The sequence below is a fragment of the Citrobacter sp. wls613 genome, from assembly GCF_005281195.1.
GTDB lineage: Bacteria > Pseudomonadota > Gammaproteobacteria > Enterobacterales > Enterobacteriaceae > Citrobacter > Citrobacter gillenii.
In genome coordinates, this window is record NZ_SZXN01000009.1 from 40269 (window position 1) to 58841 (window position 18573).

General features: G+C 52.1%; 16 protein-coding genes. 3 read left to right on the top strand and 13 right to left on the bottom strand.

The features are described from left to right. Window positions 1-141: 141 nt before the first annotated feature. Window positions 142-891, top strand: a complete 750-nt coding sequence (locus FDX01_RS01595) for a 4'-phosphopantetheinyl transferase superfamily protein (protein ID WP_115259880.1) — start codon at window positions 142-144, stop codon at window positions 889-891. A 30-nt stretch (window positions 892-921) separates the two neighbouring features. Beyond that, complete coding sequence (locus FDX01_RS01600) at window positions 922-1488, top strand: NADPH-dependent FMN reductase (protein WP_096758989.1); 567 nt, start codon at window positions 922-924, stop codon at window positions 1486-1488. Between the two features lie 54 nt (window positions 1489-1542). Here the strand turns inward: FDX01_RS01600 and adeP are convergent, their stop codons facing one another. Continuing rightward, window positions 1543-2880 carry an adenine permease AdeP gene (gene adeP, locus FDX01_RS01605; protein WP_138140552.1) on the bottom strand — a complete coding sequence of 446 codons (1338 nt, stop codon included), beginning with the start codon at window positions 2878-2880 and terminating at the stop codon, window positions 1543-1545. Between the two features lie 167 nt (window positions 2881-3047). On the opposite strand from adeP, the gene yieH reads away from it, so the two are divergent. Further along, on the top strand, window positions 3048-3713 hold the full coding sequence (gene yieH / locus FDX01_RS01610; RefSeq protein ID WP_096758988.1) for a 6-phosphogluconate phosphatase: 666 nt from the start codon (window positions 3048-3050) through the stop codon (window positions 3711-3713). A 120-nt stretch (window positions 3714-3833) separates the two neighbouring features. Here the strand turns inward: yieH and phoU are convergent, their stop codons facing one another. From phoU to atpG, 12 genes are all read right to left on the bottom strand, one after another. Then, complete coding sequence (gene phoU / locus FDX01_RS01615; RefSeq protein WP_115259878.1) at window positions 3834-4559, bottom strand: phosphate signaling complex protein PhoU; 726 nt, start codon at window positions 4557-4559, stop codon at window positions 3834-3836. 14 nt (window positions 4560-4573) lie between these two features. Next, window positions 4574-5347 carry a phosphate ABC transporter ATP-binding protein PstB gene (gene pstB / locus FDX01_RS01620; RefSeq protein WP_003023821.1) on the bottom strand — a complete coding sequence of 258 codons (774 nt, stop codon included), beginning with the start codon at window positions 5345-5347 and terminating at the stop codon, window positions 4574-4576. Window positions 5348-5454: 107 nt separating this feature from the next. Continuing rightward, window positions 5455-6345, bottom strand: a complete 891-nt coding sequence (pstA, locus tag FDX01_RS01625) for a phosphate ABC transporter permease PstA (RefSeq protein ID WP_096758986.1) — start codon at window positions 6343-6345, stop codon at window positions 5455-5457. Then, complete coding sequence (gene pstC / locus FDX01_RS01630) at window positions 6345-7304, bottom strand: phosphate ABC transporter permease PstC (RefSeq protein ID WP_096758985.1); 960 nt, start codon at window positions 7302-7304, stop codon at window positions 6345-6347. The genes pstA and pstC overlap by 1 nt, the downstream gene beginning before the upstream one ends. Before the next feature lie 144 nt (window positions 7305-7448). Further along, on the bottom strand, window positions 7449-8489 hold the full coding sequence (gene pstS / locus FDX01_RS01635) for a phosphate ABC transporter substrate-binding protein PstS (protein WP_096758984.1): 1041 nt from the start codon (window positions 8487-8489) through the stop codon (window positions 7449-7451). A gap of 334 nt (window positions 8490-8823) precedes the next feature. After that, window positions 8824-10575 carry an amidohydrolase gene (locus FDX01_RS01640; RefSeq protein WP_137399125.1) on the bottom strand — a complete coding sequence of 584 codons (1752 nt, stop codon included), beginning with the start codon at window positions 10573-10575 and terminating at the stop codon, window positions 8824-8826. A gap of 68 nt (window positions 10576-10643) precedes the next feature. Beyond that, window positions 10644-11531: an AraC family transcriptional regulator gene (locus FDX01_RS01645; protein ID WP_137399126.1), complete on the bottom strand. Its 888-nt coding sequence runs from the start codon at window positions 11529-11531 to the stop codon at window positions 10644-10646. 105 nt (window positions 11532-11636) lie between these two features. After that, window positions 11637-13466, bottom strand: coding sequence for a glutamine--fructose-6-phosphate transaminase (isomerizing) (gene glmS / locus FDX01_RS01650; RefSeq protein ID WP_135912819.1), 1830 nt, complete (start codon window positions 13464-13466; stop codon window positions 11637-11639). Window positions 13467-13830: 364 nt separating this feature from the next. Next, window positions 13831-15201, bottom strand: a complete 1371-nt coding sequence (glmU, locus tag FDX01_RS01655) for a bifunctional UDP-N-acetylglucosamine diphosphorylase/glucosamine-1-phosphate N-acetyltransferase GlmU (RefSeq protein ID WP_137399127.1) — start codon at window positions 15199-15201, stop codon at window positions 13831-13833. 655 nt (window positions 15202-15856) lie between these two features. Beyond that, complete coding sequence (locus tag FDX01_RS01660) at window positions 15857-16276, bottom strand: F0F1 ATP synthase subunit epsilon (RefSeq protein ID WP_005121460.1); 420 nt, start codon at window positions 16274-16276, stop codon at window positions 15857-15859. 20 nt (window positions 16277-16296) lie between these two features. Then, window positions 16297-17679 carry a F0F1 ATP synthase subunit beta gene (gene atpD, locus FDX01_RS01665; protein WP_096758981.1) on the bottom strand — a complete coding sequence of 461 codons (1383 nt, stop codon included), beginning with the start codon at window positions 17677-17679 and terminating at the stop codon, window positions 16297-16299. A 26-nt stretch (window positions 17680-17705) separates the two neighbouring features. Then, window positions 17706-18569, bottom strand: coding sequence for a F0F1 ATP synthase subunit gamma (gene atpG, locus FDX01_RS01670; protein ID WP_096758980.1), 864 nt, complete (start codon window positions 18567-18569; stop codon window positions 17706-17708). Window positions 18570-18573: the final 4 nt, after the last annotated feature.

An 18573-nucleotide genomic window follows, 5' to 3' on the forward strand; every position in this document is an offset into this window, starting at 1 on the left:
ATTAACCATGATAGTGTCAGAAATGTAAATGTCGCGTAATGTATCCCGTTTTCGCCTGATTTTTAGGCAGCAAAGCCTGCCTGGACGCCGTGTAAATGTTACTCTGGTAATAATCACGGACCATTAATCACGGAGCGAAAAATGGCGACACATTTTGCCAGAGGGATTCTTACGGAGGGACACCTGATTTCAGTTCGCCTCCCTTCTCCATGTCATATCGAAGCAAACAGCCTCCCAACTCACCGCCGAACACGCTTTCTGGCCTCCAGAAGCCTCCTCGCTGAACTGATGTTTATGCTTTACGGCACCAGCTCGCTGCCCGAAATCGTGCAACATGCCAAAGGCAAACCGGTCTTTCGCGATAAAAATCTGCCCGGATTTTCCATTTCCTACGCCGGAAATATCGTCGGCGTTGCGCTGACGACAGAAGGCAGCTGCGGCCTGGATATGGAACTTCAGCGAGCAATCCGTGGGTTTAACTATCCACATTCGACGGACACCAGGCGCTTTTCCAGCAACGAAAACCTGTGGATCAACAACCAAAGCGATCCGAATGAAGCACGCGCACAGCTCATTACCCTGCGCCAGAGCGTACTCAAACTTACCGGTGATATGAGCAATGACGATCCGCGCGAACTCCAGTTGTTACCCGGCGCCGGACGCCTGAAATGCGCCCATACGGCGCAGATCGAAGCCATTTGCGATGCGGAAGATGTGCTGGTGTGGTCGGTCGCGGTGACGCCAGCCATTGAAAAACTCAAGGTTTGGGAGTTTGATGGTAAGCAGGATTGGAAAAGTTTGCCCGATATCCAGACTCGCGCCAATGCGCCAACGGGCCGCCTGATCCGCTTCTCTCAATTATCCGCAGCGAAGAGCTACACGCTTAACTGATTTAACCTTCATGATGAAACAGGAGTAACCATGTCCGAAACATTGAATGTTGTTACGTTACTGGGGAGCCTGCGCAAAGGCTCATTTAATGGAATGGTTGCCCGTACGCTGCCAAAAATTGCCCCGGCAGGGATGGACGTCAACGCATTACCGTCGATTGGCGATATTCCACTGTACGATGCCGATCTCCAGCAGGAAGAAGGTTTTCCGGCAAGCGTAGAAGCGCTGGCGGAGCAGATCAGAAAAGCGGATGGCGTGGTGATTGTCACACCAGAATATAACTATTCGGTACCAGGTGGACTGAAGAACGCCATCGACTGGCTGTCCCGTCTGCCCGATCAGCCTCTGGCAGGCAAACCGGTGCTGATCCAGACCAGCTCAATGGGCGCGATTGGCGGTGCCCGCTGTCAGTACCATCTGCGCCAGATTCTGGTGTTCCTTGACGCCATGGTCATGAATAAACCGGAGTTTATGGGCGGTGTCATTCAGAATAAAGTGGATACACAAACCGGCGAAGTGATTGATCAAAGCACGCTGGATCACCTGACGGGCCAGTTAGCCGCCTTCGGGGATTATATTCAGCGCGTAAAAGCATAAAAGAAAAAGCCCGCCAGCAGTAATGCCGGGCGGGCTGTAGAGAATACCGATATTTTAGTGTGCGTCGATAAACACAATCTTCAGCACAAACAGCAGCGCCACAACGATCACGCATGGGCTGAGGTCGCGGAAGCGTCCGGTACCGATTTTCATTACACAGTAGGAAATAAAGCCCAGCGCGATACCTTCGGTAATCGAGAAGCTAAACGGCATCATCACGGCGGTAATAAACGCCGGGACCGCTTCGGTCAGGTCATCCCACTTCACGCGTGACAGGCTGGAGGTCATCAGCACACCGACATAAATCAGCGCACCTGCTGCCGCATAGGGCGGCACCATTCCCGCCAGCGGCGACAGGAAAATCACCAGCAGGAACAGGATCCCCACCACGACAGCCGTCAGACCAGTACGCCCGCCAACTGAAACCCCGGAAGACGACTCGATATACGCAGTCACCGAAGAAGTACCGATAAAGGACCCGGCAACCGAGGAGACGCTATCCACAAACAGCGCCTGCTTCATGCGCGGAAACTTGCCTTTTTCATCGGCCAGACCCGCTTTGTCCGTCACACCAATAAGCGTACCGGAGGAGTCGAACAGGTTAACCAGCATGAAGGAGAAGATCACCCCCGCCAGCCCCAGGTTGAACGACCCGGCAAGGTCAACATGGCCCACAACGGTGGTGATGCTCGGTGGTGCAGAAACGATACCGTTATAGTGCACATCGCCCAGCATCCAGCCCAGCAGGGTGGTGACGATAATCGAAACCAGCACCGCCGCATGAATGTTGCGGGACGCCAGAATAGCGATAATGAAGAAGCCCAAGACCCCCAGCAGCACGCTGTGAGAAGTCAGGTTACCAATGGAAACCAGCGTATCCTTGTTCGCCACGATAACGCCGGCATTTTTCAGCCCCATCATGCCGATAAACAGACCGATACCGCTGGTGATCCCCACGCGCAGACTGACCGGAATGTTGGCAATCATCCAGTAACGCACGCGGAAGATAGTCAGCAGCAGCAGACCCACCGCACCCCAGAAGATAGCGCCCATACCTACCTGCCACGGCAGGCCCATTGCCTGTACCACGACGAACGCGAAGAAGGCGTTCAGCCCCATCGCTGGCGCCAGCGCCACCGGCAGGTTAGCGAATACGCCCATCAGGATACTGCCCAGCGCCGCAATCAGACAGGTGGTCACGAAGACGGCACTGGTGTCCATTCCGGCTACGCCCAGAATTTGCGGGTTGACGAAAACGATGTAGACCATCGTCAGGAACGTGGTGAAACCGGCGATCACTTCGGTCCGTGCCGTCGTGCCATGTTCGCGCAGTTTAAACACGCGTTCCAGTATGCCCCGGCCAGAAGCCTGGGTTGTGTGTTGTTGACTCATTATCAATTTCCGAACAAGGAGGGAAAATTCGTCGCTATCCTATACCAAAATGCGACAATAGGGTGGGTTATGAGCGATTTTTTTCCATTGATTTTGCTTATACGGCAACGATTGCGTCGCCCAATAATGCTGTACGTAAACGTTAAACTTGTTAAAACGGAAATGACATGTCCCAGATAGAAGCTGTATTTTTTGACTGTGACGGAACCCTCGTCGACAGTGAAGTCATTTGTTCTCGCGCGTATGTCAGCATGTTCCAGGCGTTTGGCATTACGCTCGATCTTGAAGAGACGTTTAAACGCTTCAAGGGGGTAAAGCTCTACGAGATCATCGACATTATCAACGACGAGCACGGTGTCGAACTGGCAAAAGCCGAACTAGAACCGATTTACCGCGCCGAGGTCGCACGCCTGTTCGATACGGAACTGGAGGTGATTGCGGGTGCCAACGCGCTGCTGGATAGCATGGCAGTGCCGATGTGCGTGGTGTCGAACGGTCCGGTCAGCAAAATGCAGCACTCGTTGGGCAAGCTAGGCATGCTGCATCATTTCCCGGATTTACTGTTCAGCGGCTATGATATCCAACGCTGGAAGCCCGATCCGGCGCTGATGTTCCATGCGGCAAAAGCCATGAACGTCAATCCGCAAAACTGCATTCTGGTGGATGATTCTGCAGCGGGTGCGCAGTCAGGGATTGATGCCGGGATGGAGGTGTTCTACTTCTGCGCCGATTCGCACAACAAACCGATCGATCATCCTAAAGTGACGACCTTTACCGATCTGGCACAGTTGCCGGCATTGTGGAAGGCGCGGGGTTGGAATATCGTCGATTAAACAGTAGGCCTGATAAGCAAAGCGCCATAAAGCGGATGGCGCAGAATGCCGGATGCGGCGTAACGCCTTATCCGGCCTACAATAGCGACGCCGGGGATCCCGGCGAACGCAACAAGCCGCTTATTCCTTCGGGTCTTTACCCGCCAGCAGCTTATCCAGCTCATCGCCGCCGACGTGACGGAAATCTTGTCCCTTCACGAAGTAGAAGATGTATTCGCAAATATTCTGGCAACGGTCACCGATACGCTCGATAGAACGGGCGCAGAACAGTGCGGTCAGCACGCTCGGAATGGTGCGCGGGTCTTCCATCATATAGGTCATCAGTTGGCGTACGATGCCCTCATATTCCTGGTCAACTTTCCTGTCTTCACGGTAAATACGCACCGCTTCGTCCAGATCCATCCGCGCAAATGCATCCAGAACATCATGCAGCATTTGCACCGTATGGCGACCCAGTGATTCCAGGCTTACCAGCAACGGCTGATGCTGCAGGGAGAATTTCTCCAGCGCGGTACGGCAAATTTTATCCGCTACATCACCAATACGTTCCAGCTCGGCGATAGTTTTGATGATTGCCATCACCAGGCGCAGGTCGCTCGCCGTCGGCTGACGCTTGGCAATGATGCGCACACAGGCTTCATCAATCGCCACTTCCATCATGTTGACGTTCTTATCGCCCTCAATGACGCGCTTCGCCAGCTCGCTGTCCTGGTTGTGCATAGCGGTAATGGCATCAGAAAGCTGCTGCTCCACCATGCCGCCCATGGTCATTACCTGGGTGCGGATGCTTTCCAGTTCTGCGTTGAACTGGCCGGAAATATGTTTATTAAGGTTCAGACTGTCCATAACGCGCTCCTGAATCAACCGTAACGGCCGGTGATATAATCTTCTGTTTGTTTCTTCGCGGGCTTGGTGAACAGATCGTCCGTGTTGCTGAACTCAATCAACTCGCCCAGGTACATAAACGCCGTGTGGTCGGAACAACGCGCAGCCTGCTGCATGTTGTGGGTAACGATAACGACGGTGTAATCCTCTTTCAGCTCGGTGATCAGCTCTTCAATACGCCCGGTAGAGATCGGGTCGAGCGCCGAACACGGCTCATCCAGCAGCAACACCTCAGGCCGAATGGCAATACCACGCGCAATGCACAAACGCTGCTGCTGACCACCGGAGAGAGAGTACCCGCTCTGGTGTAGTTTATCTTTGGTTTCATTCCATAATGCGGCCTTGGTCAAGGCCCACTGCACGCGCTCGTCCATATCTGCACGCGAGAGTTTTTCAAACAGACGGACACCAAACGCGATGTTGTCGTAGATGGACATCGGGAACGGCGTCGGCTTCTGGAACACCATCCCTACTTTGGCACGCAGCAGCGCGATATCCTGGGTATTGGTGAGAATATTGTCGCCATCCAGCAGAATTTCACCTTCCGCACGCTGTTCTGGATACAGTTCAAACATTTTGTTGAAGGTACGCAGAAGCGTTGATTTACCACAGCCTGATGGCCCGATAAACGCCGTGACCTGGTTTTTAGCGATATCCAGGTTGATGTTCTTCAGGGCATGGAATTTGCCGTAGTAGAAGTTCAAATCACGAACCTGAATCTTACCTGGGGCAGTATCAACCATACTCATTTCAATCTATTCCTTATCATGCCTGATGGCGCGCAGCTTATCAGGCCTACAAATATGTTCGACCGTAGGCCGGATAAGGCGTTTACGCCGCCATCCGGCAATTCGTCTTAACCGTGTTTCTTCTTCGCGAAAATAACGCGTGCCAGAATGTTCAGCAGCAGTACGCACAGGGTAATAATCAGCACCCCGGCCCAGGCCAGTTGCTGCCATTCCACAAATGGGCTCATCGCAAACTTAAAGATGGTCACCGGCAGGTTGGCTATCGGCTGCATCATGTCGGTGCTCCAGAACTGATTGGAGAGCGATGTAAACAGCAGCGGAGCGGTTTCACCGGCAATACGCGCAATCGCCAGCAAGACACCGGTGATAATGCCGGAGACAGACGCCTTCAGGGTGATCGCTGAAATCATCTTCCACTTCGGCGTACCCAGCGCATAGGCCGCTTCACGCAGGCTATCCGGCACCAGTTTGAGCATGTTTTCGGTGGTACGAATCACGATTGGCACCTGCAGCAGCGCCAGCGCAATCACGCCCGCCCAGCCAGAGAAGTGTTCCATTTTCGCGACGACCACGGTGTAAACGAACAGACCCACAACAATCGACGGCGCAGACAGCAGGATGTCGTTGATAAAGCGGATAATCTCAGCCAGCCAGGACTTACGCCCGTACTCGGCCAGATAGATGCCCGCCATAATACCGAGCGGCGTACCCAACACGGTCGCCCACAGGATCAACAGCCCACTGCCCGCCAGGGCATTCGCCAGACCGCCACCCGCCGTATTCGGCGGCGGCGTCATTTCAGTGAACAGCGCCAGCGACATACCGTCGATACCGCGAACCACCGTTGAGAACAGTATCCACACCAACCAGAACAGACCGAACGCCATCGTCCCCATTGAGAGTGTCAGTGCGATGCGGTTTTTCAAGCGGCGACGTGCCTGCATCTTACGACGAGACTCCGCCAGCGCGGCGGTGTTTTGCATATCAAGCGTAGCCATTAGCGTGCCCCCTCGTTCTTCGCAAGGCGCATGATCATGAACTTAGACGCTGCCAGCACGATGAAGGTGATCACAAACAGGATCAACCCCAGTTCCATCAACGCAGCCACATGCAGGCCAGATTCCGCTTCGGCAAATTCATTCGCCAACGCAGAGGTAATACTGTTACCCGGCATAAACAGCGATGCACTGTCGAGCTGGTAGGTGTTACCGATGATAAAGGTCACCGCCATGGTTTCACCCAGCGCGCGGCCAAGACCCAACATCACGCCGCCAATCACCCCATTTTTGGTGAACGGAAGGACGATGCGCCAGATGACTTCCCAGGTAGTACAGCCGATGCCATAGGCTGACTCTTTCATCAGTACCGGTGTTTGTTCGAACACATCGCGCATGACCGCCGCAATGTACGGGATGATCATAATGGCCAGGATCACACCGGCTGCCAGAATACCGATACCAAAGGCCGGACCCGCAAACAGGGCACCCACAAACGGTATGTTGGAAAGGATGTTACCCACCGGCTCCTGAAAGTAGGTTGCAAACAGCGGGGCAAAAATAAACAGGCCCCACATGCCGTAAACAATACTCGGGATCGCCGCCAGCAGTTCAATTGCAATGCCCAGCGGGCGACGTAACCAGTTAGGTGCTAACTCAGTCAAAAATAAAGCGATGCCGAAGCTCACCGGAACGGCGATCAGCAAGGCGATAAACGAGGTCACCAGCGTACCGTAAATCGGTACCAGCGCACCGTAGATGTCGTTTGGCGCATCCCACTCTTTGGTCCACAAAAATGAGAAACCAAATTTTTGAATGCTTGGCCAGGAGGAGATGATCAGAGAGACAATAATGCCACCCAACATCAATAGCACAATCAGCGCAGCCAGTTTTACCAGCACGCTGAATATCATGTCACCCTTTTTACCCGGTGGGTTAAAAGCAGGCTTGGTTGCAGCCATAAATCACTCTTTAAGTTAAACTCGTTTACTCAGTTGCCCATGCCGGATGGCGCTACGCTTATCCGGCCTACACTCTGGGCCTACGGTAGAAACCGTAGGGCGGATAAGCGTAGCGCCATCCGCCAATTCGTCAAAGATATTCTATTAGTACAGTGCTTTACCGCTGCTGTCTTTCACGTTGGTCTTCCATGCAGCACGAATCTGCTCAACCACGTTATCCGGCAGGCTGGCGTAATCCAGGTCATTCGCCTGTTTACCGCCATTTTTGTACGCCCAGTCAAAGAACTTCAGCACTTCAACGCCCTGCTCAGGTTTCTTCTGCTCTTTGTGAACCAGGATGAATGTGGTGGACGTAATCGGCCACGCCTCATCACCTTTCTGGTTAGTCAGATCCTGGGCGAAGGTTTTGCTCCAGTCAGCACCTTTTGCCGCATTTGCAAAGTTTTCTTCGGTCGGGCTTACCGGTTTACCGTCAGCAGAAATCAGTTTGGTATAGGCCAGGTTGTTCTGCTTAGCGTAAGCATATTCAACGTAACCAATGGAGCCTGGCAGACGCTGTACGAACGCGGCGATACCGTCGTTACCTTTACCACCCAGACCGGTTGGCCAGTTAACGGTAGAGCCTGCACCAATTTTAGATTTCCACTCTTCGTTCACTTTTGCCAAGTAGCTGGTGAACACGAAAGAGGTACCGGAACCATCAGCACGACGCACAACGGCGATGTTCTGCGAAGGCAGTTTCAGCCCTGGGTTCAGTTTGGTGATGGCTTCATCATCCCACTTCTTGATTTTGCCGAGGTAGATATCACCCAGGGTCTTACCGTCCAGCACCAGTTCGCCGGATTTCAGGCCAGGGATATTTACAGCCAGCACGACACCGCCGATCACGGTCGGGAACTGGAACAGGCCTTCCTGCGCCAGTTTCTCATCAGACAACGGTGCATCAGAAGCGCCGAAATCAACGGTATTTGCCGTAATTTGTTTTACACCACCGGAGGAGCCGATACCCTGGTAGTTGACTTTACTACCGGTCTCTTTCTGATAAGTATCAGCCCATTTGGCATACACTGGCGCAGGAAAAGTTGCACCTGCACCTGTCAGGCTCGCTGCGGCAAATACAGAGAACGCGCTCATGGATAAGGTCGCGGCGACAACAGTTGCGACAGTGGTACGCATAACTTTCATAATGTCTCCTGCACGGTTTTCGTAAATCATTGTTTGAGTTGCTACTGTGAGCAAAATAGGACAAACAGGTGACAGTTAAATGTACGAAATATGACAGTTTTATGACAATGGAAAAAAGTGAAATACAGAATTTAAAAAACACTTCAAAAACAAGTTATTAACGCATTTCATGACAATAACATTTCGCGAAAATTTTATTTTTATGACACTTAAAAGCGTAGCCAAGGATGACTATTTTTCATCAAAATGCCGTGATGTATTTCTTTTCTAACGGTTCAAAAAACAGGCTATCGTAATGTAAAAGACCACCTCCCGGTGGCCTTTCAGCAGCAGTTTACTTCCCGCTATAGACTTTTTTTCCGGCAAACATCGTCCAAAGCACCGTGGCATCCCGTAGCTTTTCAATACTCACTTTCTCAAGGTTGCGATCGAACAGCACCAGGTCAGCACTTTTCCCTACGGCAATTGAGCCCGTTTCTTTATCGCGGCCAATAACTTTTGCTGCATTCAGGGTGTAAGCCTGTAGCATCGCGGCACGGCTGATTTTTTCACTCTCAGGTGGCAGTTCGCCCTCTTCCCCCATCCGCGTAACTGCCGTGTAAATGGCAAACAGCGGGTTGGGGCTAGATACCGGCCAGTCGCTGGCCCCCGCAATCAGCGCGTGATGGCGGAACAGATCGCCAGCAGGATAAAGGTGTTGGAGTAACGGCGCTGGCACTTTGCCATCCAGCAGAGTTGTCGTTGCACCGTCTTTACCCGCCCACAGCAACTGCATAGACGCTGCGACGTTCAACTGCTGAAATTGAGGGAGGCTCTGCGGGTTGACTATTTCCAGGTGGGTAATGCTGTGCAATATGCCGCTGTTGCCATTCTTTTCGCGCGCACAGGCAACCGCATCCAGTGACTCCTGCACGGCGCGATCGCCGATAGCATGAAAGTGGGCAATCAACTTTTCAGCATCCGCTTTGGCCACCAGCGAACAGAACGTCACTTTATCCAGCGAGTTACTACCACTGTAGCCAAGTCGATTCAGGTATGACTGACTCAACTTCGCGGTCTGGGACGGATATTCAATCACTCCGTCCTGAAAGATTTTAATCCCAGCCAGCTTGATATCGGGTATTCCGGCATATTTATCCCTGATAGCCACTACGTCATCAATGGCTGCTGGAGAAGCGTTAATATTGACCAATGCCAGACCGGTTACGTGGGCGGTGAGTTTTCCGTCCTTCGCCAGAGAACTGTACGCCGGAAGTAGCCCTTCATCGTTGCGTCCCGGGTGAGCATCAAATGACGGTGCCAGCGGGCGCAGGTTGCTCAGCGGCTCCATCCAGGCGGTGATACCATAGCGGTTCATCACCTTTGATCCAGCGATAATCGACTGCGCAATTTTGTCGTTATCGACGGGAGGAATGGCACCGAGCACCCGATCCCATGCGCCTTCGGAGACAAAGCCGTTGAGTTTTCCATTGGGGGTTAGCCCAACATTGGTTCTTATACTGTTGCCAGCGTCAGCAATGGCCTGGGGATCCAACTTGGCTTTACGTAACATGGCGTTATTAACCCAGCCGGTATGGGCATCCGATCCAGCCAGCACCACCGGCGTATCCTGATATTCTGGCGCATTAAATACGCTATCCAGCAGGCTAATATTGTCCCAGTAATCCAGGAATACATTGCTGTAAAACTGGACGCCATGGAGATCGCGCTGAGGGTTACGCTTATTTTTATCGACAAACGCTCTAATCGCTGCCGCTTTTGTCATCCCTTCAGGAAATTCGACGGTGATCGTTTTAAATCCGCCATCAGCAACATGGGCGTGGCTGTCGATCAACCCCGGCATCAGGTAATTACCCTGCAAATCAATGCGAATAGCATCAGAACCGGCCTTCTTCAGCACATCGTTGAACGTTCCCACGGCAATGATTTTTTTGCCTTCAATAGCGATGGCTTGTGGAGAGGGATTATTTGGATCGGCGCTGTAGATTTCCCCGCCAAAGATAATCATTTTATTACCTTCCAGAGCAGAGACCGTGGAAGACGTGACGGCCAGTGAACATGCCAGAAAGAGCATTGAAATTCTCATGAAAAATTAACTCCATTGCGTTGCGAATAAACGTATTCGTTGATGTGTAGATAGCTATTTTTCTGGCGTTAATTCAAAGGGATGCAAATGTCATAGACATAATAATCCTGCGCGGCATTGGTTTCGTTGTAATACATTTCGTAGCAAGGTTTATCTCTTTTCATCAGCCCTTTCGTTCGCATCCAGGCAAAGGCGAGCGCCCAGGTGTTATCAACCTGATCTCCCCAAGCTGCGCACTTGCATACCAGATAATTTCCGGCGGCTATTGTCTGCACGGCGATATGTCGACTGACCTGCTCCCCCTCGCTGAGTTCAAAACCAACATCCGTGCGGCAATGCTGTTCTGCCGTCACATCTGGCGGATCCCAGTAAACACATAGCATTCCGGCAGCCTGTAACGGCGTTCTGGCGGGCAACGAGGTCAACAAGTCCTGATGCGTTTGTTGGCAGGTCTCTTTACCGTATGGTCCAAATCGGCGCATAAATGCGACCCTACGCGTGGGGAGCGCAATGACTTTTGCACCCAAAAAGCCTGCTGTATGCCAGTGTGCCTGGGTAGTATCGCACTGAGAATAGGTGCTTTTTTGCTGAGAGACGTGTCCTGTCTTGCTTTTTATTGCCTCCCGAAGGGAGCGACGAAATTCGCCTGGCGATACGGAAAAATGACGGCGAAATGCCCGGGCAAAGTTTTGCGAACTGGAAAATCCGACCTGTAATGCCAGCCCGGTAATATCGCTATGCGGTGCATCAATCAGGCTCATAGCGGCCTTTTCCATCCGCAGACGACGGGTAAATTCAGCGACCGTTTCGCCAACCTGTGCTTTGAAGATGCGATGAAAGTGATAGCAGGACACAGCGACCTCGCGCGAGACCTCTTCCAGAGTCGGATTAAGATCCAGATGCTGGCTGATGTAGTCCATTGCCCTGAACACCGACTTACGATAGTCCTGCGTCATCTTCTGCCTCATTTAATATACTGATTTTAGACATAAAAAAATCCGGAGTGCCGTAACAGCACGCCGGATTTTTAGCGCTATCTCCGCGATAAATCGCGTGGCGCGTTACTCTACGGTAACCGACTTCGCCAGGTTGCGCGGCTGATCGACATCGGTGCCTTTAATCAGCGCCACGTGATACGCCAGCAGTTGCAGCGGAACGGTATAGAAGATCGGAGCAATCACCTCTTCCACATGCGGCATCTCAATGATGTGCATGTTTTCGTTGCTGGTAAAGCCCGCATCTTGATCGGCGAAGACGTACAGTTGGCCGCCACGGGCACGAACTTCTTCAATGTTGGATTTCAGTTTTTCCAACAGTTCGTTGTTCGGTGCCACGACGATAACCGGCATATCCGCATCAATCAGCGCCAGCGGGCCGTGTTTCAGCTCGCCAGCTGCGTAGGCTTCCGCGTGAATATAAGAGATCTCTTTCAGCTTCAGCGCGCCTTCCAGCGCAATCGGATACTGATCGCCACGGCCGAGGAACAGCGCATGGTGTTTGTCAGAGAAATCTTCTGCCAGGGCAGCAATGCGTTTGTCCTGAGACAGCATCTGCTCAATACGGTTCGGCAGCGCCTGCAGACCGTGAACGATGTCATGCTCAATAGACGCATCCAGGCCTTTAAGACGTGACAGTTTCGCCACCAGCATCAGCAGTACAGTCAGTTGGGTGGTAAATGCTTTCGTGGAGGCCACGCCGATTTCGGTACCGGCGTTGGTCATCATCGCCAGGTCGGATTCACGCACCAGAGAAGAACCCGGTACGTTACAAATCGCCAGCGATCCCAGATAACCCAGCTCTTTTGATAAGCGCAGACCCGCCAGGGTATCCGCCGTTTCACCAGACTGGGACAGGGTGATCATCAGGCTGTTGCGACGCACCGCTGATTTGCGGTAACGGAATTCAGAGGCGATTTCTACATCACACGGAATACCCGCCAGCGACTCAAACCAGTAGCGAGACACCATACCGGAGTTGTACGACGTACCACAGGCGATGATCTGAATATGCTCCACCTGAGACAGCATCTCGTTGGCATGCGGACCCAGCTCGCTTAAATCCACCTCACCGTGGCTGATGCGCCCGGTCAGCGTATTTTTGATCGCATTCGGCTGTTCGTAGATCTCTTTCTGCATGTAGTGGCGATAGATACCTTTTTCGCCCGCGTCATATTGCAGACTGGATTCAATGTCCTGACGTTTAACTTCCACGCCAGACTTGTCGAAAATGGTCACTGAACGACGAGTCACTTCCGCAATATCGCCTTCTTCCAGGAAGATAAAGCGACGGGTTACCGGCAGCAGCGCCAGCTGATCGGAAGCGATAAAGTTCTCACCCATGCCCAAACCAATTACCAGCGGGCTACCAGAACGCGCCGCCAGCAGGATTTCAGGGTTACGGGTATCCATGATCACCGTACCGTATGCACCGCGTAGCTGCGGGATAGTCCGCAGTACGGCCTCACGCAGAGTACCGCCCTGCTCCAGCTCCCAGTGCACCAGGTGAGCAATCACTTCGGTGTCGGTTTCTGACACAAAAGTGTAGCCACGTGTTTTCAGCATTTCACGCAGCGGTTCATGGTTTTCGATGATGCCGTTATGCACCACCACAATGTGATCAGAAACATGCGGATGCGCGTTCGCTTCTGAAGGTTCGCCGTGCGTTGCCCAACGCGTGTGAGCAATACCGGTGCCGCCATGTAACGGATGATCTTCCGCAGCCGCGGTAAGCATCTGTACTTTGCCCAGACGACGCAGACGGGTCATTTTGCCTTCAGCATCGACAACTGCCAGACCGGCAGAGTCATAACCACGATATTCCAGACGACGTAAACCTTCGAGAAGGATTTCAGCAACATCACGCTGCGCGATAGCGCCAACAATTCCACACATATTTTTAGATTCCGAATTTAGGCATTGTGCCTGTCGTTGTCGGTCAACCTGTTTCCCCTTCGTCTTTCACGCCGTAGCTGCGTTGGCTACACTTGCTCACTACGGTCACTTACTTTAGTAAGCTCCCGTAGATTCCCAAGTTTGCCGCCTTGCTACAGCGTGAAATACTTTGGGTAATACCCGTATTCCGGGCGCCCCGAGCCTTGTAGAGAGTGGGGTTATTTTTATGGTACTGCGTGTTGAGCGGAGGATTATATTATCCCCTCATCTCTTGTCTGCCTGATGGCAATCACGTTTATCAGGCCTACTGAACGTCACCGCACGTAGGTCAGATAAGGCAAAGTCGCCATCCAGCAAAAATTAATTACTTCTTCTTCACCGGACGCTTCCAGCCCTGTTTATGGACCTGCGGTACCCGGCTGATAACCAGTTCGTTATCCGCGACATCACGCGTTACGGTGGTCCCGGCGGCAATAGTCGCGCCTTTACCCACGGAGACAGGCGCCACCAGCTGAGTATCAGAACCAACAAACACATCGTCGCCAATAATGGTTTTAAACTTATTGGCACCATCGTAGTTGCAGGTAATAGTCCCTGCGCCGATGTTCACGTTATCGCCAATTTCTGCATCGCCCAGATACGTCAGATGACCGGCTTTGGAGCCTTTACCCAGACGCGCTTTTTTCATTTCGACGAAGTTACCCACGTGTGCGCCTTCCTGCAGCTCAGCACCGGGACGTAAACGTGCAAACGGACCGATAGTACATGCCGCATCGAGGCGTGCATCTTCCACAACGCTGTATGGGCTAAGCTCACAGTCATCACCAATCACGCTGTTCTTGATGACGCAACCTGCGCCAATCTTGACGCGATCGCCGAGGGTCACGTGACCTTCAATGATAACGTTAGTATCAATTTCAACATCGCGCCCGTGAATAAGCGTACCGCGTAGATCAAAACGCGCCGGATCGCGCAGCATCACGCCAGCCAGCAGCAGTTTTTCTGCCTGCTCGGACTGATAAACGCGCTCCAGTCGGGAAAGCTGCAGACGATTATTGACGCCTTCCGTTTCGCTAATACGCGCCGGATGTACCGCGGCAATCTCACGTCCTTCATGATAGGCCATCGCAATGATATCGGTGATGTAGTATTCACCCTGCGCATTATTGTTGGTGAGTTTTGCCAGCCAGCACTTCATGTCTGCACCGTTAGCCACCAGAATACCGGTATTGATTTCCTGAATCTGACGCTGCTCGTCGGTGGCATCTTTATGCTCAACGATGCCAGTAACCACGCCGTTTTCACGCGTAATACGCCCGTAGCCGGTTGGGTCATCCAGTTTCACCGTTAACAGGCCGATGCCACCCTGCGGTTTTGCATCGCGCAGACGCTGTAAGGTGTCGGTGGAGATGAGCGGAACATCGCCATAAAGCATCAAAATGTCTTCGTCATCACCAAAGAATGGCGCCGCCTGCTGCATAGCATGACCGGTACCCAACTGCTCTGCTTGCAGAACCCAGTTCAGGTTGTCATCTTTCAGCGTTTGTTTAAGCAGATCGCCACCGTGTCCGTAGACCAGATGTACGCGAGTTGCGCCTAATTCATTAGCAGCATCAATGACATGCTGGACCATCGATTTGCCCGCGAGGGTATGCAGCACTTTAGGAAGATCGGAATACATACGTGTACCTTTGCCTGCGGCAAGGATCACGACGCTCATAGCACTATTCAACATACACGTCCTGACTGTAATTTAAGAACGAATTTATACCGTTTCACATTGAAAATACTACATTTTTTTCATCGTGAAATGGGCCGAAGATAAAACGTTCAATAGGGGAAAATACCTATCGTTTAGCCCACTATTTTCGTCGATATCTACGCCTTTTGTCTTCCCAAAAACAGGAGACTGCTCTTATTAAAGCCTTAGGTTAATGTTTTTGCTATTTTTTTGCCCCATGAATAAAGAATTCAGTGTCCGGACTCAATTTTATTTATCGAATTCAGGGAGTAATAGAAGGAGTGGATCGAGGCGGGGGATAGTGCGAAAACGACAGGAGAGCAGATGGCGCTAGCTTATAAATTACGCAAAGCATCGCGCCACATTAAAGCAGGTATTACAGGTTGAACGTGCCGAAAGAGACGTTCATGCTGCTGAAAAGGGCGATGATTTTGTTGATCAGTTTCATGTTGGTATCCCGTTTTTATCTGAGTTAATTATGTGACACTCATCACAAAAAAGAGTCTACGCTTCATTTTTTAATCGATCAATATTTATGTGATGAATATCACATAAATTTTAAAATACCTTTTCAGTTTCAAATAATCTAAAACACAGGCATAAAAAAACCAGCCTGAAATCAGACTGGTTTTTGTGTTTCAAGCCGGTGTTACATCGCTTTTTTGGTCAACTCGATAACGCGCAGTTTGGCGATCGCTTTGGCCAGTTCCGCAGATGCCTGAGCGTAATCCACGTCACCATGAGAGCTCTTAATGTGCTCTTCTGCCTTACGTTTCGCTTCCAGGGCTCTCGCTTCATCGAGATCCTGCCCGCGAATCGCGGTATCAGCCAGTACGGTCACGTTGCCAGGCTGCACTTCAAGAATGCCGCCGGACAGATAGATAAACTCTTCATGACCGAACTGTTTAACGATGCGGATCATACCAGGCTTAATGGCGGTGAGCAGCGGTGCGTGTCCCGGGAAAATACCCAGTTCACCTTCACTGCCCGTTACCTGGATTTTTTCGACCAGACCAGAGAACATTTGTTGCTCTGCGCTGACGACGTCCAGGTGGTAAGTCATTGCCATATCACCCTCCGATTAAGGCGTTAAAGTTTTTTCGCTTTTTCCACGGCTTCGTCGATAGAACCAACCATGTAGAACGCTTGCTCTGGCAGGTGGTCGTATTCGCCTTCCATGATGCCTTTAAAGCCACGGATGGTGTCTTTCAGGGAAACGTATTTACCCGGAGAACCGGTAAATACTTCCGCAACGAAGAACGGCTGGGACAGGAAGCGCTGGATTTTACGCGCACGTGCTACCACCAGTTTGTCTTCTTCAGACAGTTCATCCATACCCAGGATGGCGATGATGTCTTTCAGTTCCTGGTAACGCTGCAGCAGGGACTGTACGCCACGCGCGGTGTCGTAGTGTTCCTGACCAACAACCAGCGGATCCAGCTGACGGCTGGTGGAGTCCAGCGGGTCAACGGCCGGGTAGATACCCAGGGATGCGATCTGACGGCTCAGTACCACGGTTGCATCTAAGTGAGCAAAGGTGGTGGCTGGGGATGGGTCAGTCAAGTCATCCGCAGGTACGTATACCGCCTGAACGGAGGTGATAGAACCGGTTTTGGTCGAGGTGATACGTTCCTGAAGAACACCCATCTCTTCCGCCAGAGTCGGCTGATAGCCTACCGCTGATGGCATACGACCCAGCAGTGCGGATACTTCCGTACCGGCCAGGGTGTAACGGTAGATGTTATCAACGAACAGCAGTACGTCACGACCTTCGTCACGGAATTTCTCAGCCATGGTCAGGCCGGTCAGTGCAACGCGCAGACGGTTTCCCGGCGGCTCGTTCATCTGGCCATATACCAGGGATACTTTGTCCAGAACGTTGGAATCGGTCATTTCGTGGTAGAAGTCGTTACCCTCACGAGTACGTTCACCTACACCCGCAAACACAGAATAACCGGAGTGTTCGATCGCGATGTTACGGATCAGCTCCATCATGTTTACGGTTTTACCTACACCCGCACCACCGAACAGACCGACTTTACCGCCCTTCGCGAACGGACACATCAGGTCGATAACTTTAATGCCGGTTTCCAGCAGTTCCTGAGAGCTGGACAGCTCTTCATAGGACGGTGCCGCGCGGTGGATAGCCCAACGCTCTTCTTCACCGATGTCGCCTTTCATGTCGATCGGGTGACCCAATACGTTCATGATACGACCCAGTGTTGCTTTACCTACCGGGACTTCGATCGGGTGCTCGAGGTCTTTTACTTCCAGACCACGACGCAGACCGTCGGAAGAACCCATGGCGATGGTACGTACGATACCGCCGCCGAGCTGCTGCTGAACTTCCAGCACCAGAACTTCATTACCATTCTGAACCTCAAGGGCTTCGTACACACGCGGTACGGCATCCTGAGGGAATTCGACGTCAACTACGGCGCCGATTACCTGGACAATTTTTCCAGTAGCCATCTTGAATCCTCTACGAATTAACCTGGTTATACCGCGGATGCACCACCGACAATCTCGGTGAGTTCCTGAGTAATGCTGGCCTGACGAGCTTTGTTGTATACCAACTGCAGCTCTTTAATCAGGCTGCCGCCATTGTCGGTCGCGGCTTTCATCGCCACCATACGTGCGGCCTGCTCGCTGGCCAGGTTTTCTACCACGCCCTGATAAACCTGAGATTCAACGTAACGACGCAGCAGGGTATCCAGCAGCGGTTTCGGGTCTGGTTCATACAGGTAATCCCAGGCTTTTTGTTTCAACTCTTCATCTTCTGATGCCGGTAATGGCAACATCTGAGTCAGGGTCGGAACCTGTGACATGGTGTTAATAAATTTGTTGCTGACAACGTACAGTCTGTCCAGACGGCCTTCATCGTAGGCCTGCAGCATCACTTTAACCGGACCGATCAGTTCGGACAGGGAAGGGTTATCCCCCATACCGGTTACCTGAGCAACCACGTTACCGCCAACAGAGTTAAAGAAAGACACGCCCTTAGAGCCGATCATTGCGATGTCGCACTGAACGCCTTTATCGGACCATGCTTTCATATCCGCCAACAGTTTTTTGAACAGGTTAATGTTCAAGCCGCCGCACAGACCACGGTCGGTCGACACCACCAGGTAGCCCACGCGTTTAACGTCGCGTTCTTCCAGGTAAGGGTGCTTATATTCCAGATTACCATTCGCAAGGTGACCAATCACTTTGCGCATGGTCTCTGCATAAGGACGGCTGGCCGCCATGCGATCCTGCGATTTACGCATTTTGGAAGCGGCGACCATCTCCATCGCTTTAGTGATCTTCTGCGTGTTCTGGACGCTTGCGATCTTACTACGTATCTCTTTTGCGCCGGCCATGAGC